Here is a 23515-nt window from a genome sequence, read left to right on the forward strand (position 1 = left end):
TCAAGCCCGGCACCGTGTGCCGGGCTTTTTACTACGCCGGAATAGCGGCGATTTTTGGACTTCTCGACCATACGCGATGCGCCGTCATCAGGGCGAGCAGTGTGTCCGCCGCTGGCGTGTCGAGAGCATCGGTGACGATAACCCCCTCTTCACCCTGGGTCGGGACCTGCAGAACGGACGTCAGCTGTCGCGCATCCCCTGCCAGCAGGATCGGCTTCAGATGCTTATAGGCTTCCAGCAGGTAATAGCGCGCGTCGCCGCTCTGGCTCAGGGCGCTGAGGTCGCCGCCAGGCACCACTACCGCATCCACCGTCAGCGATGGGGAACCGGCGAAGGTGCCGGCGATCGGCACGGGAGATCCGTCGTCGGCGACGACCTCGCCCATCCGCGAGTAGAGGAGTTTACTGTGCACGCCCTGGGCCTGCAGCGCCTGCAGGAGATGGACCAGATCCTGCGCCGAGGTGCGTTCATTGAGCAGGACTGCCACTACACGGCCTTTCACATCCCCTTCGGCGTCGGCGTAGAGGCTGAGGCTGGGGTCTTTCTCCACGCCATTGACCGGGGAGGGCAGGGTAATGTTGCGCTGATCGTCGCTCAGTTCGATACCTAAATTCGCCCCGACCGCTTCCGCCAGTTTAGTATCAATATGGGCCAGATGATCGACCACCCGCTCGCGGATCCAGGTGCGGACCACTTTGCTGAGTTCGAAGCTGAAACCATCGATAATATGCTGCTGCTCAATCGGTGTCTGGCTCAGCCAGAACAGACGCGGCTGGGTGTAATATTCGCCGAACGAAGGGCTGCGCTGGCGGATTTTTTCGCCGTCGACGCGCTCGGCGAGGGACTCAAAGCCGCCGCGTTTGGCCGCTGGCGGCGTCTCGCGCGGCCAGTTGTCGTTAATGGAGTTGGGCTCGTAGTTGGCCGGATTGGTGTCAATGTCCATCCGGTGCATCCCGTCGCGCTGGAAATTGTGATACGGGCAGGTCGGACGGTTGATGGGGATTTCATGGAAGTTCGGCCCACCCAGGCGGCTAATTTGCGTATCGGTGTAAGAGAAGAGGCGCCCCTGCAGCAGCGGATCGTTGCTGAAATCAATGCCCGGTACGATATGCCCGGGATGAAAGGCCGCCTGTTCGTTTTCGGCAAAGAAGTTGTCCGGATTGCGGTTGAGGACCATCTTGCCGACGCGCAGGACCGGCACCAGCGCCTCGGGGATCAGCTTGGTGGGATCGAGCAGATCGAAGTCAAAATCAAACTCGTTCTCCTCGGGGATGAGCTGCAGGCCAAGCTCAAATTCCGGGTAGTCCCCGGCTTCGATGGCCTCCCACAGGTCGCGGCGATGAAAATCAGGGTCGCGGCCGGTGAGCTTCTGCGCTTCATCCCACACCATCGACGCCTTGCCGGCCACCGGTTTCCAGTGGAAGCGAACGAAGGTGGCTTTGCCTTCGGCGTTGATCAGGCGGAAGGTGTGAATACCAAAGCCTTCCATGGTGCGATAGCTGCGCGGGATCCCGCGGTCGGACATCGCCCACATCACATTGTGCAGCGTTTCCGGTTGCAGGGAGACATAGTCCCAGAAAGTATCGTGGGCGCTTTGTCCTTGTGGGATGGCCCAGTGAGGCTCAGGCTTCACGGCGTGGACAAAATCGGGAAATTTCAGCGCGTCCTGGATAAAAAACACCGGGGTATTGTTGCCGACCAGGTCGAAAATCCCCTCGTCGGTGTAAAACTTGGTGGCGAAACCGCGAATATCGCGGACGGTATCCGCCGATCCTGCGCCACCCTGCACGGTGGAAAAGCGCACAAAGACCGGAGTGATCTTATCGGCTGCCGAGAGAAAATCGGCTTTGGTCAACGCCGCCAGGCTTTTGTAGGGCTGAAAGTAACCGTGGGCGGCAGAGCCGCGGGCATGAACGATACGCTCCGGAATTCGCTCATGGTCGAAGTGGGTGATCTTCTCCCGCAGAATAAAATCTTCCAGCAGCGTTGGGCCGCGGGCGCCGGCGCGCAGCGAATTCTGATCGTCGGCAATGCGTACGCCCTGGTTGGTGGTCAGCGGAAAGTCTTCTCCGCCTTTACGCTGCGGCTCAAGGGCGTCAAGTTTGCTGCTGTGGGTTTCCGGTGCTTTCAGGCTGCCGGGAGCGGTCGGTTCGGCGCCTGGGGCGGTGGGTTTCGGCGTGGGTCGCCACTCCCGGTCATCCGGTGCCAGCGAGTCGAGACCCGGTTTCGCTTCCTCGCTGTCGTGGACCGGTGCCTGCTGGTGGTGAGGGTTTGGGTGCTTATCAGACATTACTCGTCTCCTGCTTTCATTGCTAAAAGTGGTCGTTGATAAACCAAAACCCTTCTAACTATAGAACATTACGCTGCCTGCGCCCGGCGCAGGGGCATGGAGTTATCCTAAAATGCGCATCGGCGGCAGGGGGGCGACGAACGGGCCCGCAATCGGCTATGATAGAGGTTTCTGTTTCCCGCTCTGTTTAGTGAATCCATTTGTTATGAAACCATTGCGCCAACAAAATCGCCCTGTCATTAGCTACGTGCCGCGCGTGGAGCCTGCGCCTCCGGAACATGCCGTGAAAATGGACCATTTTCGCGATGTCTGGATTTTGCGCGGGAAGTATGTCGCCTTTCTGCTGATGGGGGAGCATTTTCGCCGCTCGCCAGCGTTCAGCGTGCCGGAGTCGGCCCAGCGCTGGGCTAACCAGGTGCGTCAGGAAGGTGAGATTGAAGCCTGAGTCTGCTGCAGAAATAAAAAAACCGCTGATAATCAGCGGTTTTTTTGTGCTTACCGTTTAGCGATGCGCCAGTTCGGCCTCTTCTTCGCTATCGAAAATCGACTTGTCGGTCTGGCGCAGCCACTGGCTGGTCAGGGTCCCGGCGGTCATTGAGCCGTTAACGTTCAGCGCGGTACGCCCCATATCGATCAGCGGTTCGACGGAGATCAGCAGCGCTACCAGGGTCACCGGCAGGCCCATCGCCGGCAGGACGATCAGCGCGGCGAAGGTGGCGCCGCCGCCCACCCCGGCTACGCCCGCCGAGCTGACGGTGACGATGCCCACGAGGGTGGCAATCCACATCGGATCCAGTGGGTTGATGCCCACGGTCGGCGCGACCATGACCGCCAGCATGGCCGGGTAGATACCGGCGCAGCCGTTCTGGCCGATGGTGGCGCCAAAGGAGGCGGAGAAGCTGGCAATTGACTCCGGGACGCCCAGGCGTCGGGTCTGGGCTTCCACGTTCAGCGGAATCGACGCGGCGCTGGAGCGGCTGGTGAAGGCGAAGGTGATCACCGGCCAGACTTTGCGGAAGTACTTCAGCGGGCTGACGCCGTTAATCGCCAGCAGCAGGCCGTGGACGACAAACATAATGCCCAGCGCAATGTACGAAGCCACCACGAAGCCACCAAGTTTGATGATGTCCTGCAGATTCGACCCGGCAACCACTTTGGTCATCAGGGCCAGTACGCCGTAAGGAGTCAGCTGCATCACCAGACGAACCAGCTTCATCACCCAGCCCTGCAGGGTATCGATGGCCGTCAGCACGCGCTGGCCTTTTTCCACATCCTCTTTCAGCAGCTTAAGCGCCGCGACGCCGAGGAACGCTGAGAAAATGACGATGCTGATGATGGAGGTCGGGTTAGCCCCGGTCAGGTCAGCAAACGGGTTCTTCGGCACAAAGGAAAGGATCAGCTGCGGTACGCTAAGATCGGCCACTTTCCCCACATAGTTGCTCTGGATGGCGTTCAGACGGGCGGTTTCTGCGCTGCCCTGGACCAGCCCCTCGGCGGTGAGGCCGAACATATTGGTCACCAGCACACCAACCAGCGCGGCGATAAGCGTGGTGAACAGTAGAGTGCCGATGCTCAGGAAGCTGATTTTTCCCAGCTGAGAGGCATTATGCAGCCGGGCCACCGCGCTCAGGATCGAGGCGAAGACCAACGGCATCACAATCATTTGCAGCAGCTGGACATAGCCATTACCGACGATATTGAACCACTGGATGGAATCCTTCAGCACCTGGCTGTCAGACCCGTAGATCAGCTGCAGGGCCAGACCAAAGACCACACCAATGGCCAGACCAACCAGCACTTTCCTGGCCAGGCTCCACTGTTTATGGCGAGTTTGCCCCAGCGCAAACAGTAATACGGCGAACACGACTACGTTCGCTATTAATGGAAAGTTCATCCCCGTTCTCCTGATATTTTTATAACCTGGGCTGGTGGATAACCAGCTCTTATGACGGCAAGGTTAGCAGAAGGCGTTATCAAGGACTTATATTCAAATGGAATGGGTTATAACCAAATGGCGTTTTCCGGCGGTTTATCGGCCACTCTGGTGACTAATAAAGCGGTTGAAGGTGATTTGCAGGGAATTGATCACCCCGGAAGACCAGCGTATTGCGCTGTTGTCCGCCAGCGTCTGCGGCATCCAGACGGCATAGACGAACAGCGCCATGCATAAAGCGCGCTCCAGTTGGTTACCCTTGCGCGGCGCGAGGATCGGCAGCCGGAAGCGCCAGCGGCAGGGCCACAGCAACGGCACCCCGGCGGGGGTGAGCATATCGGCGAGGATGTGGCTGAGATAGCCCAGCACCAGGCCCTGGAGGGCGTCCGCCGGGACAATCCAGCTGTCAGGCACTTTCAGATAGAACAGCGTCAGCGCGCCAAAGACGGCCAGCAGGCTGTGGGTAAAGCCGCGGTGGCCAAAGGCCCGCGCCACGGGCTTTGAGATCCAGCTCAGCCGCTGGCCGAGAAACGACTTAGGGTGATCGATATCCGGCAGCAGGCAGGTCAATACCGCAGAGGGCACAATATGCCACCAGTCGCCCTGCGCCAGCACCGGCGTTAACTCTGCGTTTTTGGCAAATACTGCGCAGGCGATTGAAAAGAAGAGATGGCCTTCCGCCGTCATGATAACACACCCTAAACTGTCGATTCATACAGTATAGGGTTTTTATACAGTGTACGGAAGAGGTGACGGTGTAACTCTTTGTCACAAATTCTCAGCGTGCCAGCCATCCGCCATCAACGGCCAGCGTATAGCCGTTAATATAGTCGGCGGCGGCCGAGGCGAGAAACACCACCGGCCCCTGCAGGTCTTTGGGTTCTCCCCAGCGACCGGCGGGAATGCGCTCGAGGATCGCCTGGTTACGTTCTTCATCTTCACGCAGCGCCTGGGTGTTATTGGTGGCCATATATCCTGGCGCAATGGCGTTGACGTTGATGCGCTGGCCGGCCCATTCGTTGGCCAGCAGGCGGGTCAAACCCAGCACGCCGCTTTTCGAGGCGGTGTAGGAGGGGACGCGGATCCCGCCCTGAAACGAGAGCATCGAGGCGATGTTAATGATTTTGCCGCCATCGCCCTGGCGAATGAACTGCCTGGCGACCGCCTGGCTGAGAAAGAAAACCGCTTTGAGATTCAGATCGATCACCGCATCCCAGTCACTTTCCGTGAAGGTCAGGGCATCATGGCGGCGGATAATCCCGGCGTTATTGACCAGAATATCGACCCGACCCATCGCCGCGACCGCCTGGTCGACCAGCACGCTCATCTCATCCTGAAGGCTGAGATCCGCCTGAATGGCATGAAAGCGGCGACCCAGCGCCTGAACCTGTGCCGCCGTGTCATGGGGAATTTTACGGTTGATGCCGACGATATCGCACCCGGCCTGCGCCAGGCCCAGCGTCATTCCCTGTCCCAGTCCGGTATCGCAACCGGTCACGATGGCGACCTTACCCGTCAGGTCGAAGGCGTTCAGTACCATATTCACCTCTGTCAGCTGATCATCAGGCGTACGATGACGCCACCTGTGACCAGCATAGAGGCAGGAAAACAAAATTACAATTAAAATGAAACAACGTTTTGATTTTGTTGCCGGCGGCGTGACAGCGATCGCGTCACCCGCCAGCGGCCTTACCCGAGCAGGGCTTCGGCGGTCAGGGCCTGCAGTGACGGGAGCTTGACGTCCGCCAGCACGAAGCGTGGGTCGCGGCTGTTCTCCGCTTCCGGTACCACGATAGCGCGCATGCGCGCGGCTTTGCTGGCGATCATGCCGTTGACCGAATCCTCCAGCGCGACGCAGCGCTGCGGATCGACTCCCAGGGCAGCGGCGCAGTTGAGGTATACCTGCGGGTGCGGTTTGCTCCAGGGCAGATGTTCCGCGGAGGCGAGCGCATCAAACTGGTCGCGCAGTTCGAACATGTTGAGCACTTTCTCCAGCATCACCAGCGGCGAGGCCGAGGCCAGGCCCACCTTCAAGCCCTGCGCTTTACACAGGGCCACTGCCTCGCGTACGCCCGGTAGCAGCGGGCGTGAGGCTTCTACCAGCTCGATGGCCCGGCGGATAATGCGCGCGGTGGCTTCTGCACGATCGACGCCGTGCCACGGCTGCTGGGCATACCACAGATCCACCACAAGGTCGATTCGCAGACCAAGCAGGTCGGGCAGTTCATCGCGGCGGCGGGTATCCACCCCCAGGCTTTCCATGACCTCGACCTCCGCCTGATCCCAGAGCGGCTCAGAGTCAATCAGCAACCCGTCCATATCAAAAATCGCGGCCTCAATGCGGCGCTTCGCTGACATATGTCCTTCTCCTGTTGCGTAATCAGATAAACGAATCGGCATTCATGGTATATCATACCGCGCGTTATTGGGCGAAATTCGCCGTGGAAGATAGACTTATACCCGACACATTCGGGTAAGCGAGGAGCGCCTGCGCCACGCAACAGGCGGCAGGCGAATCACCAACGCGTCTTTAACAAGGGGAACTCATGACGTACCAACAAGCTGGACGCATAGCGGTTATCAAACGCATTTTGGGATGGGTCATCTTTATTCCCGCCGTGCTGTCGACGCTGATTTCTGTGCTCAAATTTATGTATGAGCACAGCGAAAAGAAACCCGGCATTGACGCGGTAATGATGGATTTTGCGCATGTCATGATTGAGATGATGCGCTTTAACACCCCGTTCCTGAACTTTTTCTGGTACAACTCGCCGCTACCGGATTTTCACCACAGCCTGAACATCGGCTTCTGGATCATCTTCATTCTGGTGTTTGTCGGCATGGCGCTGCAGGCCTCCGGCGCGCGGATGGCGAGGCAGGCGAAATTTCTTCGCGAGGGGATTGAGGATCAGTTGATCCTCGAGCAGGCCAAAGGCGCAGAAGGGTTATCCCGTGAGCAGCTCGCTGAGCGGATCGTGGTACCGCGCCATACCATCCTGGTGCAATATTTCCCGCTGTATGTGCTGCCGGTGATCGTGATTATTATCGGCTACTTTTTCTTCTCGCTGCTGGGCTTTCTGTAAGCCAGGTGCCCGGTTAGCCGGGCGCCATCTTATTCTGTCGGCAGAGCCCGCGGTTTACCCTGATTATCGACAGCAACGTAGATAAACAGCGCTTCCGTCGCCTTATAGCGCTGGCCAATCGGTTCAGAAGAGACTTTTTTCACCCACACTTCGATGTTAATCGTCACCGAGGTGTTGCCGCGCTTCACGCAGCGGGCGTAGCAGCACACCACGTCGCCGACGGCGACCGGGCGTAAAAAGGTCATCCCATCCACGCGCACGGTCACCACGCGACCCTGAGCGATCTCTTTGGCCATGATGGCGCCACCGATATCCATCTGCGACATCAGCCAGCCGCCAAAAATATCCCCGTTGGCATTGGTATCCGCCGGCATTGCCAGGGTGCGTAAAACCATTTCGCCCTTCGGGGCAAGATCTGTAGTTGTCATGCTCTACTCTGTTGTGGTCAAAGACGATCAGCGGGATGCTACTATGAAAACGGGGCGGTGAGAATAGGGGAAAGCGCCCGCTGAGGCGGGCGCAAGCTGCCGGGGAGTTAGTGGTGGTCGTCCTGCGGCATATGGCGGTAGATGTAGATCCCGCTCAGCAGGGTAAAGACCAGCGTGAGGGCGGTTAAGCCAAAGACCTTGAAGTTCACCCAGATATTCTGCGGCAGCCAGAAGGCGATATAGATATTGGCCAGCCCGCAAAGGATAAAGAACACCGCCCAGGCCAGGTTAAGCCGCGACCAGACCTGCTGAGGCAGGGCCAGCTCTTTGCCCAGCATGCGCTGGATCAACGGCTTTTTCATCACCCACTGGCTGAACAGCAGTGCGCCGGCGAACAGGGCATAAATCACCGTCACCTTCCATTTAATAAACTCATCATTGTGGAAGAAGAGGGTTAATCCGCCGAAGACGGCCACCAGCACAAAGGTGATCAGCGCCATTTTTTCGACTTTACGGTAGCGTACCCAGCTGTAGATCAGCACGATAGCGGTCGCGACGATCAGCGCGGTGGTGGCGGCGTAGATATCGTAAAGCTTATAGAAGGCAAAGAAGACCACCAGCGGTAAAAAATCCAGAAACTGCTTCATACATCGATCCCGTCTTTCAGGACGGACCGGGGAAGACCCCGATCCTGGTTAAGATTAGTTGCGGATAAGCATATACACGCGGAATAAATAGATCAGCAACAGGGCGGATATCAGGTTGCTGATGGTATTGATGACCACCGCGCCGACGTTTGGCGTCAGGACAGCGAAGCTGGAAGCGAACAGTAACAGCAGGGTTTTCGCCACCAGCCAGCCAATGATAGCCGGCGCCACCAGCCGCAGATTGGCCCACGCCAGGCGCATGCTGCTGCGCATGGCGCTGAGGATACCCATTTTGTCCTGCACCAGCATGATCGGCGCAAAGGCTAACACGATGGCCAGTAGCACGCCGGGCACCAGTACCAGCATCATCCCCATCTGCACCAGGAAGGTCGTGAAGAGGATCAACAGCAGCAGCTTCGGCAGCACCGGGGCTGAGGCGCCGATGGCGCGCAGGGCGCTAACGCGATGACCGGCAGAGACCAACTGGATCAGCAGCAGAACGCCGCCGGCGAGGATCGCATTGCCCACCAGACCCGAGAAGGTTGATGCCGCCGAGGCGCGCAGCAGGATCTGCTGTTGCTCCGGCGTCATGTTCTGCACCAGTTCGAACAGGCCGGCGCTACCGGCGAGGTTGTCGCCTTCGCTGAGTATCGACAGCTGCTCGTCACTGGGTGAAAAAGCATGGCCAAGTACTACCGTAATAAACGCGCACAACAGCGCAATCAGCAAAATGGTAATGAACTGATTACGAAAAAAATTCCCGGTGTCACGGTAGACGGACTTCGCCGTGATAGACATGCATTCTCCTTGAGTGTTGCAGGTGTTAACTAGCCGGCGATTGTACCGCAAATCGTTCCGTCGTAGCACTCTCTGCACCATTCAGGGCAGGTATATCTTTGTAAAGAGGAATCAATGGCGGTAGGCCATAGCGCGCCCGCGCCCGGTTGCAGGCGTCATTTTCCTCACCATTCTCACCGGACATGGTGAATTCGCGGCACGGTGAGGGACGGTTTTCATAAATAGTGCAGTGGACGGCGTCACCGATGTCGCCTGACAGCGCCGCGCAGCGGCTCTGGCGCTGGTTGGTGCCGCTCATGCAGCGCAGGAAAGGGGTCAGCGGCTCGGTCAGCGCGGAAGGCACCAGGCCACCGGCGTCGTCGGCTTCCGCCCAGTAGAAAGAGACACGAAAATACGCACAACAGGCACCGCACGTCATGCACGGGTTGATTTCACTCATAATTACACCTGAAAAAAACGCATCAACACAGATTGTCGGCAGTTAACTTATCCAGCCGCTTTTGCGGCGGCAAGAGGGGCAGAAATATTTTTTTTCGCGAAAAGTGAAAATTGATGTGAGAAGGATTCAAGGTATTGCGATCGGTATCAAAAATTAATCTGGATCAATAAATGTTAAATCTAAGGTTTTAGTGTGATCTAAAACAGATCAAACGTAACTCGTTATAGGTATATTTGGCCGCGCTGAAAAACCATAATGAGGAAGTGGATATGAAGAAGTTAGCAGCGGCGGCATTAATTCTAAGCACGCTTTCCACCGGCAGCGTCTGGGCGCATGAGGCGGGTGAATTTTTCATTCGTGCCGGGACCGCCACCGTCCGACCGACGGAGGGCTCTGACAATGTGTTAGGCAGCCTTGGCAGTTTCAACGTCAGTAACAACACCCAGCTGGGTTTAACCTTTACCTATATGGCGACCGATAACATCGGCGTGGAACTGCTGGCGGCAACGCCGTTCCGCCATAAGGTCGGTACCGGGCCAACCGGGACTATCGCCACCGTCCATCAGTTGCCACCCACCCTGATGGCGCAGTGGTACTTTGGCAATGCGCAAAGCAAGGTGCGCCCGTATGTGGGGGCCGGTATTAACTACACCACCTTCTTTAATGAAGACTTTAACGATACCGGTAAGGCAGCTGGGCTTTCCGATCTGAGCCTGAAGGACTCCTGGGGCGCGGCGGGGCAGGTTGGCCTCGATTATCTGATTAACCGTGACTGGCTGCTGAATATGTCAGTGTGGTACATGGATATCGATACCGATGTGAAATTCAAAGCCGGCGGCGTGGACCAGAAAGTCAGCACCCGTCTGGATCCGTGGGTGTTTATGTTCTCTGCGGGTTATCGGTTTTAAATCCTGCTGAAAACTGGCCAACGGATGGCCAGTTCATTGTCACGTCACACCTGTCTGCCAAAAGCTTTGGCCATCGATAGCGGATCATACTTCCGTCCACTGGCGCAGCAGGTTGTGATACATGTTGAGCAGGGAGAGAACCTCTTCTCCGTCGCCAAAGCGGGCCTTCAGAGACTGGATGGTGCGGTCCAGGTCGTAAAGCATCGCGCGCTGCTTATCGTCGCGGACCATCGACTGGATCCACAGGAAAGAGGCCTGACGTACGCCGCGGGTCACCGGGGTGACGCAGTGCAGGCTGCTGGCGGGATAGAGCACCAGATGCCCGGCCGGGAGCTTCACCCGGTGCTGGCCATAGGTGTCTTCAATCACCAGTTCACCGCCCTCATAGCTCTCCGGATCGCAAAGAAACAGCGTCGCTGACAGGTCAGTACGCATCCAGCCCGCCTCGCCGTTCTGACGAACGGCGCCATCGACATGAAAACCGTAGGTCTCTCCTGGCCCATAGCGGTTAAACAACGGTGCGGAAATCGTCCGCGGCAGCGCGGCGGAGAAAAACTGCGGATGGCCGCGCAGCATGTCGAGCACGGCGGCCTGCAGGCGGGCATACAGCGGCGTTCGGGTATCGATCTGCTGGTTCTGTTTGACGGCCGCCCCCTGGCTACCCACCGTAACCCGCCCGTCGACCCAGTCGGCCTGCGCCAGCTGCCGGGTAAATTCCGCCACCTGGTCTGCCGATAGCACGTCAGGAATGTGATACATCATCGCGGTGTTCTCTCTAAAAGGTGGGGCGCAACGGCCCCACGTACAGACTCAGAAGTGGACGTTCGCCGTCAGCATAAAGGTCCGGGGTTCGCCCGGATGATAGCGATAGCCGCTCTTGTTGATGGAGGCCACGTAATCGGTATCAAACAGGTTGTACATATTGAGCTGCAGATCGAGGTTGCTGTTGACCCGATAGCCCAGTTTGGCATCGGCAACCCAGTAGCCCTCGGTGTGATCCGGGGTACCGACTGCACCATCGCTGCCCCGGCGCAGGCTTCCGACATAGCGCGCACCGCCGCCGACGGACAGATCGCTGGTGGCCTGATACTGCGTCCACAGCGTAAAGGCATGTTTCGGAGTGTAGGCCAGCGCGGAAGAACCATCCTGCGCCACATTCTGCCCCTCCGTCACCGTCGCATGCTGTTGCGTGTAGCCGGCGATGATCGTCCAGTCCGGGGTCAGGTTTCCGGTTACAGAAAGCTCATATCCCTCCACGCGCTTTTTGCCGTACTGCGACCAGGTCCCGTCATCGTTGGCGGCCACTTCGTTTTCAATATCGGTGCGGAATAACGCCGCGCTGAGCAACAGACGTTTGTCGAAGATTTGCCACTTGGTGCCCAGCTCGCTGGATTTCGCCTTCTGCGGCTTAAAGTCGGTTCGGTTGGCGCTGTTGCCGCTCCCGCTGGCGGCCAGGGCGAAACTGCTGCCCCCCGGCGGTTGCTGTGAGATGGCGTAGTTGACGTAGATATTGCCCTGCTCGGTTAAGCGGTACAGCGCCCCGGCTTTCCAGTTAACCAGATTGCCGGATTTGGCGGTATCCACGGTGGTGACCGGGCTGCCCGTCGACAGTCCGGACGGGCAGGCGATAGCCCCGCGTCCGCTGCCGCCGCAGGCGGTGGCGCTGTCATATTTGGTATGATAATTGTCGAGACGCAGCCCGCCGTTGACCTCAATCCGCTCGGTCAGCGCCAGCGTATCGAAGGCATAAATCCCGAAGGTATCGGTCTGGCCGTTGGCGTTCGCCCCGTTTCTGTCCAGTCCGCCAATCGACAGATTGCTCACCGGATGGTAGAGATTCACCGCCGGCGCGGTCATGGCGTTCACGCCATAGTTGGTCTGGTTTTCCCGGGTAAACTCCACGCCGGCGCTGACGTCATGGCCTATCGAGCCGGTAGTGAAGGTCGAGGTGATATTGGTCTGGTTGGTCAAAATGCGGTTGCTGACATCTTTGGTATTAACCAGACGCGACCAGCTCCAGGTGTTGACGTCATTGATATCGGGGGCGGTGATATTGCTCGCGCCGCCCATCACCGCGGTCAAAAGATACTCCTGTTTCACCCGCGACCAGCGGGTGGTATTGCGCACGGTGGTATTGTCCGTCAGATCGTGCTCGAAGCGCAGAGTGCCGCTGTCGGTGGTGGATTTATCATAATCGGAGTCGGTGCCATAGAAATTGCTGGTATCGACCTTACCGGCGGAGTTGAGCGCGGCATACTTCGGCGAAGGCGCCGAATAGCCCGGCAGGCCGACGGTGGGGATCCCGCCATCCGGGGTGTTGTTCTGCCGGACGTGCAAATAGTTCAGATACAGACGAGTTGGGGTATCGAGGCCGAAGGCCAGCGACGGCGCGATGCCATAGCGTTCGTTTTCAATGCTATCCCGGCCGGCGTCATGGGTTTTTTCCCCCATCAGGTTCAGACGGAACGCGGCGTTGTCGCTAAACGCCTGGTTCAGGTCGAGGGTTCCGCGACGCGACCAGGCGCTGCCGATGCTGGCCGAACCGTCGATCCCGGAGTCAAGGCGCGGCTGCTTGCTGATCATATTGATCGAGCCGGAGGGCGCGCTGCGGCCATAGTCCGTGCCGGCGGGTCCTTTGATGACTTCCACCTGCTGGGTATTGAAGGTATCCCGCGTCACGCTGCCGATGTCGCGAATGCCGTCCACATAGATGCTGTTAGAGGTATCCACGCCGCGCATGTAGATGGCATCCCCGGTAGATGAGCTGCCATTCTCACCGGCATAAAACGCCCCGACGCCGGGGACGTTTTTGAGGGCGTCAGTCAGGTTGGTGACACCCTGGTCTTTAATCACCTGTTCCGGGATCACGGTGATGGTGCGGGTGGTATCGACCAGCGGTTTATTGAACTTGGGATCGGCGGAGGCGCCGGGAGAGTAGAGTGAAGGCGGAGTGGCTTCCACCACCAGCGTCTCTTCACTATTTTTGACTGATTTTTCCGCTGCGATGCCCGTTGCCGGTGAGGCCCCCAGACACAGACCCGTAAACAATGCCAATGAGTTGAAACTGCCAAACGGCAGAGAAGCGTTTTTTTCCATGATAAATGCAGGCTTATTTTTTGTTATGAGCACATATCACACCGCGCAAAAGCGACGTTATTCGTCGTCTGGCTTGCGCTGACCCGGTGTGATTCTATAAATGATAAAAAGAATAGTTATCATTCGCCTTAATATTTACATAGAAATGTTGACGTTTAAACATATTTCTTCATCGCAATTTACATAGTTCATAAATTTTGAACGAAAATGGCGGGATTGAAGCAAAAGAGCGGCAGGAAGAGGCCGCTGGCCAGCCGCGCCGCGAGGTGACAGGCGCCAGGGCTAACCCGGCGCTTCGTGGTTTTTGGCATAAAAGATGCCCTCCTTCTGCGCGAGGAGAACGCCGTTCTGGAAATTGATGTAATGAAAAACAGGGGACCACCGATCCCTCTGCAGGCACTGTTCCGCGACCGCGTTATTGGGGGGACGACCAGCAAGCGTTCTCCCGCCGCGTGACGGAGAACGATGCCGTGCCGTATGTCGTCTGGAGCAGGTGCCGGGCCACCGCTGGCGGCGGCAGCTGGTGCGAGAGGTGTGTTGCGAGTAAAAAAAGCCCGCACAAGTGCGGGCAAAAATACTGGAAGCAATGTGAGCAATGTCGTACTGAATACCTGAGTTATTTACTCAACTATTCAGTAATGAGAAAGATAATATTTCTCATTTAAGATATCAACCCCATCTTTTGTGCGGAAGCGATTTTTTATCCGAGGGTGAAAACCGTACGCTTCTGACTGTCGTCCCGCGGCCAGGCCGCCGCGATCTCCTGCAGCGGCCGCGGGGTGGTGGCGATGGTCAATTTACCCGGCACCGCCGCCTGCAGCATTTCACCCGTCGCCGCCAGCAGCTGCGGCATCGACAGGCTACCGATACCGCTGCCCATCAGCACGAGCGGTGCGGAACGCAGAACTGCGCCATTTAACGCGATATCGGCGCCAGTCAGGGACCCCACCTGCACATAGCGTACCGGTCTGCCGGCTGGGGTATATTTCGCCAGGGCCGGCAATAACAATTCCGCGCTGTGCCCCCACAGGTAATCGATGACCACGTCAATCTGCGCAGCGCTGGCCGCTGAAAATTGACCGCTCAAGGATTTATCATCAGCGGTTAACTGAATACACTCATCGGCGTCCAGCGCCGCCAGCGCCTGCGCATTACGCCCGGTTGCAATGATCTTTTTTGCCCCCAGATAGCGGGCAATCTGCACCGCCAGCTGACCGGCACTGCCGGTGGCGCCGTTAATCAGCACTGTTTCACCGGTCTGGAGCTGGGCGCGTGTCACCAGCGATGCCCACGCGGACATGCCGGGATTGGCCATCGCCGCCGCGCTAACATCATCGAGCGCATCCGGCAACGGCAGGCAATTCTGCAGGGCAACCGGCGCCCGCTGCGCCATACTGCCGAAGGGGGCGGTGGGGAAGGCGAAGTAGACGCGCTGACCCTGGGGTGTGGTGCCGACGCCATCGATACCGGGTACAAAAGGCAGATTGCCGTCGAAGCTATAATGACGTCCGGATGCCCGGGCCTTAACCACATGGCTCAGCGCGGCGGCGCGGACGTCAATGAGCGTCTGGCCGGGCGCGGGCTGCGGGTCGATAAAATTGGCCCAAACCGGGCCTTCTGCGAGGTCAAAAACCACGGCTGCTTTCATAAATTATCTCCTGTCGGGAATTATGTGTAAAATACACATATTGTTTTGCAGCACTATACGCGGAAAATTAATACATGCAAGATGCACATAATGACTACGACATTACCGATTTTCACGGCGCGCTGCTGGATATCATCAGCGTGATGAACCAGCCGCTGCGCGACGAGCAGATCCTCCAGGCGGCCGGCGTCCAGCTGGAACAGATGCTGTTTCCGCTGCTGGTGGCGGTAGGGCGCCATGGCCCGGTGGGGGTTGTTGAGCTGGCGGATCATTTAGGGCGCGATTACACCACCGTCAGCCGCCAGGTGAAAAAACTGGAAGCCCAGGGGCTCGCCTGTAAGCAACCTAACCGTCATGACCGACGGATCAGCGAAGTGACGCTTAGCGCCAGTGGACAACGGATGATCGACAGTATTGCGGTAGCGCGGCGGCGGTTAATGAATCAGGTGCTGGCGCAGTGGCCGGAAGAGGAAGTGCAGGCGCTGTTTCGCTTAACGCGCAAATACGCCGACAGTTTGCAGAAAAAGACGCCGCCTGGCGCAATACCAGGCGGCTAACGGTCAGGCGGTTTTGGTCGCCGCCTTCAGGCTCTGGACGAAGGCTCTCAGTTCGTCGAGCATGATTTGCGGCTCCTCGAGGTGGCGTTCGATGATTTTGACGATGGCGGAACCGGAGATAGCCCCGGCGGCTCCGGCGTCAATGGCGGCGCTCACCTGCTCCGGCGCGGAGATGCCAAAGCCCTGCAGCGGCGGCGCGGCGTGATATTCCGCCAGCTTCTCCACCAGGTGGTGCAGCGGCAGCGCGGCGCGATTTTCCGCACCGGTCACCCCGGCACGCGACAGCAGATAGGTGTAGCCGCGGCCATAAGAGGCAATCTGGCGCAGTAAATCGTCATCCGCATTGGGCGGGCAGATGAAAATCGGCGCGATGTTATGGCGCATCGCCGCCTGGCGGAACGGGGCGGACTCTTCCACCGGCACGTCGGCCACCAGCACCGAGTCGACGCCGACGCGTTCGCACTGGGCATAGAACGCATCGATGCCCGGGCTGAAGACGAGGTTGGCATACATCAGCAGGCCGATTGGGATCGTCGGATGCTTCTGGCGGATCGCCGCCAGCATCTCAAAGCACTGCGCCGGGGTCACCCCGGCGGCGAAGGCGCGCAGGGCCGCGCCCTGGATGGTCGGGCCGTCCGCCAGCGGGTCGGAGAAGGGGATCCCCAGCTCCAGGGCATCGGCGCCGCCTTCGATCAGCGCATCGATAATTTTGAGCGACTGCTCCGGTCCCGGATCGCCAAGGGTGACAAAGGGAACGAAGGCGCCTTCCTGGCGATTTTTCAGTTGGGCAAACAGCGTCTCATAGCGTTCCATCAGATTTCCCCTCGCGCTTTCAGGATGTCATGTACGGTGAAAATGTCTTTGTCGCCGCGACCGGAGAGGTTAACCACCAGCAGCTGCTCTTTTTCCGGATTTTCGCGCATCATCTTCAGCGCGTGGGCCAGAGCGTGAGAGGACTCCAGCGCCGGGATGATCCCTTCGTGGCGCGAGAGCGCTTTAAACGCGTCCAGCGCTTCGTCGTCGGTGATCGACACATAGTCAGCGCGACCGGTGCTGTTCAGAAACGCGTGCTGCGGCCCAACGGACGGGAAGTCCAGCCCGGCGGAAATGGAGTAAGACTCTTCGATCTGGCCGTCGGCGGTCTGCATCATCGGCGACTTCATACCGAAGTAGATCCCCACGCGGCCATGCTTCAGCGGCGCGCCGTGCTCGCCGCTTTCGATACCGTGCCCGGCCGGTTCCACGCCGATCAGGCCGACGTTGGTTTCATCAATAAAGTCGGCAAACATGCCGATGGCGTTTGACCCACCGCCGACGCAGGCGATCACCGCGTCCGGCAGGCGTCCTTCTTTTTCGAGGATCTGCGCTTTGGTCTCTTCACCAATCATGCGCTGGAATTCACGTACAATGGTCGGGAATGGATGCGGACCGGCGGCGGTGCCCAGCATATAGTGCGCCTTCTCGTAGCTACCAGACCAGTCGCGCAGCGCCTCATTACAGGCATCTTTCAGCGTGGCGGAGCCGCTGTGCACCGGGATCACCTCGGCGCCCATCAGGCGCATACGGAAGACGTTCGGCGACTGGCGCTCGACGTCCTTGGCGCCCATGTAGATACGGCATTTCAGGCCGAGCAGGGCGCTGGCCAGCGCTGAGGCGACCCCGTGCTGACCGGCGCCGGTCTCGGCGATAATTTCGGTTTTGCCCATCCGTTTGGCCAGCAGGGCCTGGCCCAGCACCTGGTTGGTTTTGTGCGCGCCGCCGTGCAGCAGATCTTCGCGTTTCAGGTACAGGGTGGTGCGAGTACCTTCGGTCAGATTCCGGCATTTGGTCAGGGCCGTCGGACGTCCGGCGTAGTTTTTCAGCAGGTCAGTGAATTCCGCCTGAAAGGCCGGGTCCTTCTGCGCGCTGACAAAGGCTTCTTCCAGCTGGCGCAGGGCGGGCATCAGGATCTGCGGCACATACATGCCGCCGAATTCGCCGAAGTAGGGGTTCAGTAAAGTGCTCATTATTGCTCCTTAATATGCGCGCAGCGTCTGGAATACGGAGGCCAGTTTGCTGGCGTCTTTAATCCCGGGTTGCGACTCTACGCCTGAATTGAAATCGAGTCCGGCACAGCCGCTTTTGGCCGCTTCCACACAGTTATCGGCACCCAGGCCACCCGCCAGCATGACGTTGCGCAGATCCTGGCCCTGCAGCAGGCTCCAGTCAAAGCGCTGGCCGCTGCCGCCCTGGCCGTTGTCGAACAGGTACTTGTCAACATGGCGGAGCGTACGGGCCGGGAGGGTTTCGCCAACGCTCAGCGCTTTCCAGATGCGGACGTTGTCCGCGAGGGCGTCGCGCAGCGCGTCGATATAGACCTGGTCCTCATCACCGTGCAGCTGCACGGCGGTCAGCCCCAGAGCCTGCGCGCGGGCGACCACCTCGTCCAGCGGCGCATTGCGGAAGACGCCGACGTACTGCAGCGGCGCAGCGGCGATCACCGCTTTGGCCTGCGCGTCATTCACGACCCGCGGCGAGGTCGGGACGAAAATCAGGCCACCGTAGATGGCGCCAGACTCCCAGGCCACCTGGGCATCCTGCGGGCGCGTCAGGCCGCACACTTTGTTCTCGCCGAGCAGCACGCGTTTGACCGCTGCTTCCAGATCCGCCTGCTCCATCAGGGCGGAGCCGATCAGGAAACCGTTGGCGAAGTGGCTCAGCTCACGCACTTCGGCATAGGTATGGATGCCGGATTCGCTGATCACCGTGACATCCGGGCCGAGACGCGCCGCCAGCTGACGGGTGCGGTTAAGGTCAATCGACATATCGCGCAGGTCGCGGTTGTTAATGCCCACCACCTTCGCCTTCAGGGCGATGGCGCGCTCCAGCTCCTCTTCATTGCTGACTTCGGTCAGCACGCCCATATTCAGGCTGTGCGCCACCGCGGAGAGCTGGCGGTACTGCTCATCGTCGAGCACCGAGAGCATCAGCAGGCAGGCATCGGCCTGATAGTAGCGCGCCAGGTAGATCTGGTAAGGGTCGATGGTGAAGTCCTTACACAGGATCGGCTGCGGCGCGACCTTGCTGACGATCGGCAGAAAATCGAAACTGCCCTGGAAATATTTCTCATCACACAGCACTGAGATCGCCGAGGCGTAGTGTTTGTAGATGCTGGCGATCACCGCCGGATCGAAATCTTCGCGAATCAACCCCTTCGACGGCGAGGCCTTTTTGCACTCGAGAATAAACGCGGTGCGGGTGCCGGCCAGCGCGTCATAGAAATTGCGCTGCGTCGGAACGACCTCATTTTGAAAACTGGCTAACGGTTGTTGTTGTTTGCGGGCTTCTACCCAAATCGCTTTGTCGGCAACGATTTTTGCTAAAACGGTCTGCATTCTTTACCCTCTTGCCGCTAAGGCGGTCACTCTGTCATAGGCCGCGCCGCTGTGCAGCACATCCAGTACCTGCTGAGCGTTAGCTTTCAGATCTTCATGCCCGTGTAAACGCATCAACATGGCGACGTTGGCGGCGACGGCGGCTTCGTGAGCGGCTTCACCTTTACCTTGTAGCAAGCGCGTCAGAATGTCACGATTTTCTTCCGGCGTGCCGCCCGCCAGCTGCGCCTGATGGTAAGGCGTCAGGCCGAAGTCGTCAGCGGTCAGCTGATAGCTTTTGATTTCCCCGTTATGCAGTTCGGCGACCACCGTGGGCGCATGCAGCGAGACTTCATCCATCCCGCCGCTGTGCACCACCGCCGCGCGCTGATAGCCCAGCACGCGCAGGGTCTCGGCGATCGGCAGCACCAGTTCCGGGCTGTAGACGCCAATCAGCGCCAGCGGCGGATGCGCCGGGTTAATCAGCGGCCCCAGCACGTTAAACAGGGTACGGGTCTTCAGCTGCTGACGGACCGGCATCGCATGGCGGAAACCGGTGTGGTATTTCGGCGCGAACAGGAAACAAACCCCCAGCTCATCGAGCGCCGCGCGGGACTTATCGGCGTTCATATCGAGATTGATGCCGAAGGCCGCCAGCAGGTCAGAAGAGCCTGATTTACTGGAGACGCTGCGGTTACCGTGTTTCGCCACTTTCAATCCACAGGCCGCAGCGACAAAGGCGCTGGCGGTGGAGATATTGATGCTGTTGCTGCCGTCGCCACCGGTGCCGACGATGTCGGCAAACAGGTAGTCCGGGCGCGGGAACGGCGCGGCGTTTTCCAGCAGCGCGGTGGCGGCGCCGGCAATTTCCTGCGGCTGCTCGCCGCGCACTTTCATACTGACCAGCGCGGCGGCCAGTTGCTCAGGCTTCACTTCACCGCGCACGACGGCGGAGAACAGCTGGTGGCTCTCCTGCTGGCTCAGGGTTTCCGCCTGATAGAGCTTCTCAAGGATCGGCTGGAGGGTGTTAGTGTGCTCCAGCTTCTGCAGCGCCCAGGCCAGGGTCTGCTCCAGCAGCCGTGCGCCCTGAGTGGTAAGGATCGATTCCGGATGGAACTGGAAGCCGCACACCCGGTCCGCATCGTGACGCACCGCCATCACCATACCGTTGAAATTGGCGTTAATCGTCAGCCCGGCGGGAATATTGCTGCCAACCAGCGAGTGATAGCGTGCCACCGGTAGCGGGTTAGCCAGACCGGCAAACATGGCCTGGCCGTCGTGCTCAATGCTGGAAGCTTTGCCATGGAGGATCTCGCCCGCCTGGCCGACATAGCCGCCGTAGGCTTCAACAATGGCCTGATGACCGAGGCAGATGCCGATGATCGGCAGCTTGCCACGCATACGGGTCAGCAGTTCCGGCATGCAGCCAGCTTCGCTCGGCGTACCCGGGCCCGGGGAGAGCATCAGCACCGGGTTGGCCATGGTGCCCAGACGCTCAATCAGCGCCTGCGCCGGGACGGAGTTACGGTAAATCACCACGTTATGGCCATTGGCCCGCAGCTGGTCTGCCAGGTTATAGGTGAAAGAATCGATATTATCGAGCAGCAGAATGTCAGCCATCAGAAAATCTCCTTCGCGTGATGGGCCTGGGCAATGGCGCGCAGCACCGCGCGGGCTTTATTTCGGGTCTCATCCGCTTCCGACTGGGGAACCGAGTCGAGCACAATGCCGGCTCCGGCCTGGACGGTAGCGATACCCTCCTGCACATAGGCGGAACGGATGACGATGCAGGTGTCGAGGTCGCCGTGGGCGGTGAAATAGCCCACCGCGCCGCCGTAGCTGCCACGGCGTTTACCTTCGGCGGCGGCAATCAGCTGCATGGCGCGGACCTTCGGCGCGCCGCTGAGGGTGCCCATGTTCATGCAGGCGCGGTAGGCGTGCAGCACATCGAGATCCTGACGCAGTTCACCCACCACCCGGGAGACCAGATGCATCACGAAGGAGTAACGGTCAACCTTCGTTAAATCGGCGACATAGCGGCTGCCCGGGGTGCAGATGCGGGCCAGGTCATTACGCGCCAGGTCCACCAGCATCAGGTGTTCGGAAAGCTCTTTATGGTCGGTGCGCATTTCCAGTTCGATGCGGCTGTCAAGATCGCGATCCAGCGAGCCGTCGGCGCGGCGGCCGCGTGGCCGGGTGCCGGCGATCGGGTAGATCTCAATCTGACGGCTGACGGCATCATATTTCAGCGAACTCTCCGGCGAGGCGCCGAACAGGGTGAAATCGTTGTCCTGCATAAAGAACATGTACGGGCTGGGGTTGCTCTTCTTCAGCACATCATAAGCGGCCAGCGGCGACGGGCAGGGCAGCGAGAAGCGACGGGAAGGGACCACCTGGAAGATTTCCCCGGCGCGGATCGCGCGCTGCATTTTACGCACCACCGCACCGTACTCTTCATCGCTCTGGTCAACGTCGCACTGCATTTCGGTCACGGTGGTGACCGGCAGCGGCGCCGGCGGCTCGTTCAGCTGCTGACGCAGCTGGCTCAGGCGCTGCTCAAGGCGCTGTTTTTCACTCTCCAGCGGGGTGAACAGGCTGGCCTGAATGCGGGTATGCTTGGTCTGATGGTCGATGACCAGCAGAGTTTCTGCCAGATAGAAGCAGTAGTCCGGGCAGGCGGTGTCGCTCTGCAGCGGCGGAAGATCTTCAAAGCCGGCGACCAGGTCGTAGGCGAACAGGCCGCCGAAGAACATCGCTTCACGCTCGTTGGCCGGGACGGTCACCAGCTCCTGCAGGAGACGGAAGGCGTCAAACACCGACAGTGAGCAGAGACGGGCGTCTTCATCGAGCAGGGTGCTGACCGCGGGGAAGGTCAGGATGCGGCCGTTGGGCTGGCGCTGATTGGCGATCCCGGAGGGCAGCGCGCCGTCCAGCAGTTCCAGCAGCGCGGCGCCGTTAGCGGAAAGGGCCTGAATAGTGACAGTGTCACCAAGGGCGGTAATGCGCAGCGCGCTGTCGACCAGCAGCAGGCTTTTTAAGTCATCTTTGCTGTCGATGTCAGCGGATTCCAGCAGCAGCGTGGCCGGACGGGCGCCGCACAGTTGGTGGAATAACGCCGTCGGGTTCTCCCGGTAGATGGCGTCGCTGGTGAGAAGCTCGAGTGCCGGTTTGGATGTTTGCATTATTGTTCTCGCCTGTTCGTATTATTTTTGTCCAATAAAAAGCCCGCTCATTGGCGGGCCGGGTATCTGTATGCTGAATGCAAAACGCGATCACGCCGCCCGAAGTCAGGAGGTGCGCCACCAGCTGTGCAGAGTGATAACATACTTTTTCATCGTGATACCCCTTCATGTGAACTTGCGTACTAGTTAACTAGTTCAATGGAATAAAGTCAACCCTTGTTTGCAGATTTTCTCTGCCTGTCGGTATGATAATGCGCTTATTTACGTTGATGTCCAGCAGGAGTCCTTTTGAGCGACAGCCAATACGCAGTGATTTACGATCTGCACAGCCACACCACCGCCTCTGATGGGCGGTTGACTCCGCAGGAACTGGTCCATCGCGCCCATGAGATGCGCGTTGGCACCCTGGCGATCACCGACCATGACAGCGTGGCGGCGATCCCGGCCGCCCGGGAAGAGATCGCCCGCGCCGGATTACCCTTAACGCTGGTAAACGGCGTCGAGATTTCGACGCTCTGGGAGAATCACGAAATACATATCGTGGGTCTGAATATTGATATTGCGCACCCGACGATGACCGCGCTGCTGGAGGAGCAGAAAGCGCGACGCCAGCTGCGGGGACAAATGATCGCCGAACGCCTGGAGAAGGCGCGGATCCCTGGCGCCTGGGAAGCGGCGCTGCGGCTGGCGGACGGTGGCGCCGTCACCCGCGGCCATTTTGCCCGTTTTCTGGTGGAGGCCGGCCATGCGAAAAACATGGCGGAAGTCTTCAAAAAATACCTTGCCCGCGGGAAAACCGGTTACGTGCCGCCGCAGTGGTGTACAATAAAACAAGCGATTGATGTCATTCATCATTCTGGCGGCAAGGCGGTGATAGCCCATCCCGGGCGCTACGATCTCTCCGCCAAGTGGTTGAAGCGGCTGTTGGCCCACTTTAGCGAGCAGGGCGGTGATGCCATGGAAGTGGCCCAGTGTCAGCAGGCGCCCCATGAACGCGCCCAGCTGGCCACCCTGGCCGTGCAGTTTGGTCTTCTGGCGTCACAGGGATCCGATTTTCATCAGCCCTGTGCGTGGATCGAGCTTGGCCGTAAGCTCTGGCTTCCTGCCGGCGTGGAAGGCGTCTGGCACAGCTGGGAAGCGGCCGCCGAATAAA

The 23515-nt window shown here is 59.2% G+C and carries 22 protein-coding genes and 1 other annotated feature; of the genes, 5 read left to right on the forward strand and 17 right to left on the reverse strand.

The features are described from left to right. Window positions 1–31 precede the first annotated feature (31 nt). Window positions 32–2290 (reverse strand): catalase HPII, encoded by a 2259-nt coding sequence (gene katE, locus CWM54_RS02820; protein ID WP_100695891.1) that lies wholly within the window; start codon window positions 2288–2290, stop codon window positions 32–34. A 205-nt stretch (window positions 2291–2495) separates the two neighbouring features. Here katE and cedA point away from each other — a divergent pair, with 205 nt between their 5' ends. After that, a complete protein-coding gene (cedA, locus tag CWM54_RS02825) occupies window positions 2496–2735 on the forward strand; it encodes a cell division activator CedA (protein WP_004151919.1) in 240 nt (79 codons plus the stop codon). Between the two features lie 57 nt (window positions 2736–2792). On the opposite strand, the gene CWM54_RS02830 is transcribed toward cedA, so the two are convergent. The 4 genes from CWM54_RS02830 to hxpB form a co-directional block, all read right to left on the reverse strand. Continuing rightward, on the reverse strand, window positions 2793–4184 hold the full coding sequence (locus tag CWM54_RS02830; RefSeq protein WP_061154921.1) for an L-cystine transporter: 1392 nt from the start codon (window positions 4182–4184) through the stop codon (window positions 2793–2795). Between the two features lie 135 nt (window positions 4185–4319). Next, window positions 4320–4910, reverse strand: a complete 591-nt coding sequence (locus CWM54_RS02835; protein WP_002901611.1) for a metal-dependent hydrolase — start codon at window positions 4908–4910, stop codon at window positions 4320–4322. A 91-nt stretch (window positions 4911–5001) separates the two neighbouring features. Continuing rightward, window positions 5002–5763: a 2-dehydro-3-deoxy-D-gluconate 5-dehydrogenase KduD gene (gene kduD / locus CWM54_RS02840; protein ID WP_032730134.1), complete on the reverse strand. Its 762-nt coding sequence runs from the start codon at window positions 5761–5763 to the stop codon at window positions 5002–5004. 149 nt (window positions 5764–5912) lie between these two features. Beyond that, window positions 5913–6581: a hexitol phosphatase HxpB gene (gene hxpB / locus CWM54_RS02845; RefSeq protein WP_012968454.1), complete on the reverse strand. Its 669-nt coding sequence runs from the start codon at window positions 6579–6581 to the stop codon at window positions 5913–5915. Between the two features lie 188 nt (window positions 6582–6769). Here hxpB and CWM54_RS02850 point away from each other — a divergent pair, with 188 nt between their 5' ends. Then, entirely contained in the window at window positions 6770–7306 is a 537-nt protein-coding gene (locus tag CWM54_RS02850; RefSeq protein WP_008807758.1) for a YniB family protein, read from the forward strand. Window positions 7307–7335: 29 nt separating this feature from the next. On the opposite strand, the gene yciA is transcribed toward CWM54_RS02850, so the two are convergent. From yciA to CWM54_RS02870, 4 genes are all read right to left on the reverse strand, one after another. Then, on the reverse strand, window positions 7336–7734 hold the full coding sequence (gene yciA, locus CWM54_RS02855) for an acyl-CoA thioester hydrolase YciA (RefSeq protein WP_100695895.1): 399 nt from the start codon (window positions 7732–7734) through the stop codon (window positions 7336–7338). A 107-nt stretch (window positions 7735–7841) separates the two neighbouring features. Beyond that, window positions 7842–8381: a septation protein A gene (locus tag CWM54_RS02860; protein WP_008807761.1), complete on the reverse strand. Its 540-nt coding sequence runs from the start codon at window positions 8379–8381 to the stop codon at window positions 7842–7844. Between the two features lie 54 nt (window positions 8382–8435). Further along, entirely contained in the window at window positions 8436–9179 is a 744-nt protein-coding gene (locus CWM54_RS02865) for a YciC family protein (RefSeq protein WP_061154920.1), read from the reverse strand. 25 nt (window positions 9180–9204) lie between these two features. Continuing rightward, a complete protein-coding gene (locus CWM54_RS02870) occupies window positions 9205–9618 on the reverse strand; it encodes a YkgJ family cysteine cluster protein (RefSeq protein ID WP_061154919.1) in 414 nt (137 codons plus the stop codon). A gap of 269 nt (window positions 9619–9887) precedes the next feature. On the opposite strand from CWM54_RS02870, the gene ompW reads away from it, so the two are divergent. Then, the gene (ompW, locus tag CWM54_RS02875; protein WP_100679997.1) at window positions 9888–10526 is read left to right on the forward strand and encodes an outer membrane protein OmpW; all 639 of its coding nucleotides are present in this window, start codon (window positions 9888–9890) and stop codon (window positions 10524–10526) included. An 84-nt stretch (window positions 10527–10610) separates the two neighbouring features. Here the strand turns inward: ompW and ybiX are convergent, their stop codons facing one another. The 3 genes from ybiX to CWM54_RS02895 all read right to left on the reverse strand — a co-directional run bounded on the left by ybiX (window position 10611) and on the right by CWM54_RS02895 (window position 15270). Then, complete coding sequence (ybiX, locus tag CWM54_RS02880; RefSeq protein ID WP_100679998.1) at window positions 10611–11288, reverse strand: PKHD-type hydroxylase YbiX; 678 nt, start codon at window positions 11286–11288, stop codon at window positions 10611–10613. A gap of 48 nt (window positions 11289–11336) precedes the next feature. After that, window positions 11337–13655 carry a catecholate siderophore receptor Fiu gene (locus CWM54_RS02885; protein WP_165785873.1) on the reverse strand — a complete coding sequence of 773 codons (2319 nt, stop codon included), beginning with the start codon at window positions 13653–13655 and terminating at the stop codon, window positions 11337–11339. A 667-nt stretch (window positions 13656–14322) separates the two neighbouring features. Further along, entirely contained in the window at window positions 14323–15270 is a 948-nt protein-coding gene (locus CWM54_RS02895) for a quinone oxidoreductase family protein (protein WP_100695901.1), read from the reverse strand. Window positions 15271–15344: 74 nt separating this feature from the next. Between CWM54_RS02895 and CWM54_RS02900 the strand changes: the two genes are divergently transcribed. After that, window positions 15345–15827, forward strand: a complete 483-nt coding sequence (locus CWM54_RS02900) for a MarR family winged helix-turn-helix transcriptional regulator (RefSeq protein WP_100680002.1) — start codon at window positions 15345–15347, stop codon at window positions 15825–15827. A 3-nt stretch (window positions 15828–15830) separates the two neighbouring features. On the opposite strand, the gene trpA is transcribed toward CWM54_RS02900, so the two are convergent. From trpA to CWM54_RS02925, 5 genes are read right to left on the reverse strand one after another with little or no spacing between them, the layout of a single operon-like run. Then, entirely contained in the window at window positions 15831–16640 is an 810-nt protein-coding gene (trpA, locus tag CWM54_RS02905) for a tryptophan synthase subunit alpha (protein WP_100680003.1), read from the reverse strand. After that, on the reverse strand, window positions 16640–17833 hold the full coding sequence (gene trpB, locus CWM54_RS02910; RefSeq protein WP_012542059.1) for a tryptophan synthase subunit beta: 1194 nt from the start codon (window positions 17831–17833) through the stop codon (window positions 16640–16642). Before trpB ends, trpA begins: the two co-directional genes overlap by 1 nt. Window positions 17834–17842: 9 nt before the next feature. Next, window positions 17843–19201: a bifunctional indole-3-glycerol-phosphate synthase TrpC/phosphoribosylanthranilate isomerase TrpF gene (gene trpCF / locus CWM54_RS02915; RefSeq protein ID WP_100695903.1), complete on the reverse strand. Its 1359-nt coding sequence runs from the start codon at window positions 19199–19201 to the stop codon at window positions 17843–17845. A gap of 3 nt (window positions 19202–19204) precedes the next feature. Then, a complete protein-coding gene (trpD, locus tag CWM54_RS02920) occupies window positions 19205–20800 on the reverse strand; it encodes a bifunctional anthranilate synthase glutamate amidotransferase component TrpG/anthranilate phosphoribosyltransferase TrpD (protein WP_100680005.1) in 1596 nt (531 codons plus the stop codon). Then, complete coding sequence (locus CWM54_RS02925) at window positions 20800–22362, reverse strand: anthranilate synthase component 1 (protein WP_100680006.1); 1563 nt, start codon at window positions 22360–22362, stop codon at window positions 20800–20802. The genes trpD and CWM54_RS02925 overlap by 1 nt, the downstream gene beginning before the upstream one ends. A gap of 33 nt (window positions 22363–22395) precedes the next feature. Next, window positions 22396–22491 (reverse strand) — a sequence feature (Trp leader region). A gap of 159 nt (window positions 22492–22650) precedes the next feature. Between CWM54_RS02925 and rnm the strand changes: the two genes are divergently transcribed. Beyond that, a complete protein-coding gene (gene rnm, locus CWM54_RS02930) occupies window positions 22651–23514 on the forward strand; it encodes an RNase RNM (protein ID WP_061154911.1) in 864 nt (287 codons plus the stop codon). Window position 23515 lies beyond the last annotated feature (1 nt).

The sequence above is a fragment of the Klebsiella sp. D-Nf1 genome (assembly GCF_002810515.1).
Classification (GTDB): domain Bacteria; phylum Pseudomonadota; class Gammaproteobacteria; order Enterobacterales; family Enterobacteriaceae; genus Klebsiella; species Klebsiella variicola.

Excerpts from the sequence above, each read along its gene's own strand:
- katE (WP_100695891.1), bottom strand. The coding sequence starts at position 2,290 with ATGTCTGATAAGCACCCAAACCCTCACCACCAGCAGGCACCGGTCCAC.
- cedA (WP_004151919.1), top strand. The coding sequence starts at position 2,496 with ATGAAACCATTGCGCCAACAAAATCGCCCTGTCATTAGCTACGTGCCG.
- CWM54_RS02830 (WP_061154921.1), bottom strand. The coding sequence starts at position 4,184 with ATGAACTTTCCATTAATAGCGAACGTAGTCGTGTTCGCCGTATTACTG.
- CWM54_RS02835 (WP_002901611.1), bottom strand. The coding sequence starts at position 4,910 with ATGACGGCGGAAGGCCATCTCTTCTTTTCAATCGCCTGCGCAGTATTT.
- kduD (WP_032730134.1), bottom strand. The coding sequence starts at position 5,763 with ATGGTACTGAACGCCTTCGACCTGACGGGTAAGGTCGCCATCGTGACC.
- hxpB (WP_012968454.1), bottom strand. The coding sequence starts at position 6,581 with ATGTCAGCGAAGCGCCGCATTGAGGCCGCGATTTTTGATATGGACGGG.
- CWM54_RS02850 (WP_008807758.1), top strand. The coding sequence starts at position 6,770 with ATGACGTACCAACAAGCTGGACGCATAGCGGTTATCAAACGCATTTTG.
- yciA (WP_100695895.1), bottom strand. The coding sequence starts at position 7,734 with ATGACAACTACAGATCTTGCCCCGAAGGGCGAAATGGTTTTACGCACC.
- CWM54_RS02860 (WP_008807761.1), bottom strand. The coding sequence starts at position 8,381 with ATGAAGCAGTTTCTGGATTTTTTACCGCTGGTGGTCTTCTTTGCCTTC.
- CWM54_RS02865 (WP_061154920.1), bottom strand. The coding sequence starts at position 9,179 with ATGTCTATCACGGCGAAGTCCGTCTACCGTGACACCGGGAATTTTTTT.
- CWM54_RS02870 (WP_061154919.1), bottom strand. The coding sequence starts at position 9,618 with ATGAGTGAAATCAACCCGTGCATGACGTGCGGTGCCTGTTGTGCGTAT.
- ompW (WP_100679997.1), top strand. The coding sequence starts at position 9,888 with ATGAAGAAGTTAGCAGCGGCGGCATTAATTCTAAGCACGCTTTCCACC.
- ybiX (WP_100679998.1), bottom strand. The coding sequence starts at position 11,288 with ATGATGTATCACATTCCTGACGTGCTATCGGCAGACCAGGTGGCGGAA.
- CWM54_RS02895 (WP_100695901.1), bottom strand. The coding sequence starts at position 15,270 with ATGAAAGCAGCCGTGGTTTTTGACCTCGCAGAAGGCCCGGTTTGGGCC.
- CWM54_RS02900 (WP_100680002.1), top strand. The coding sequence starts at position 15,345 with ATGCAAGATGCACATAATGACTACGACATTACCGATTTTCACGGCGCG.
- trpA (WP_100680003.1), bottom strand. The coding sequence starts at position 16,640 with ATGGAACGCTATGAGACGCTGTTTGCCCAACTGAAAAATCGCCAGGAA.
- trpB (WP_012542059.1), bottom strand. The coding sequence starts at position 17,833 with ATGAGCACTTTACTGAACCCCTACTTCGGCGAATTCGGCGGCATGTAT.
- trpCF (WP_100695903.1), bottom strand. The coding sequence starts at position 19,201 with ATGCAGACCGTTTTAGCAAAAATCGTTGCCGACAAAGCGATTTGGGTA.
- trpD (WP_100680005.1), bottom strand. The coding sequence starts at position 20,800 with ATGGCTGACATTCTGCTGCTCGATAATATCGATTCTTTCACCTATAAC.
- CWM54_RS02925 (WP_100680006.1), bottom strand. The coding sequence starts at position 22,362 with ATGCAAACATCCAAACCGGCACTCGAGCTTCTCACCAGCGACGCCATC.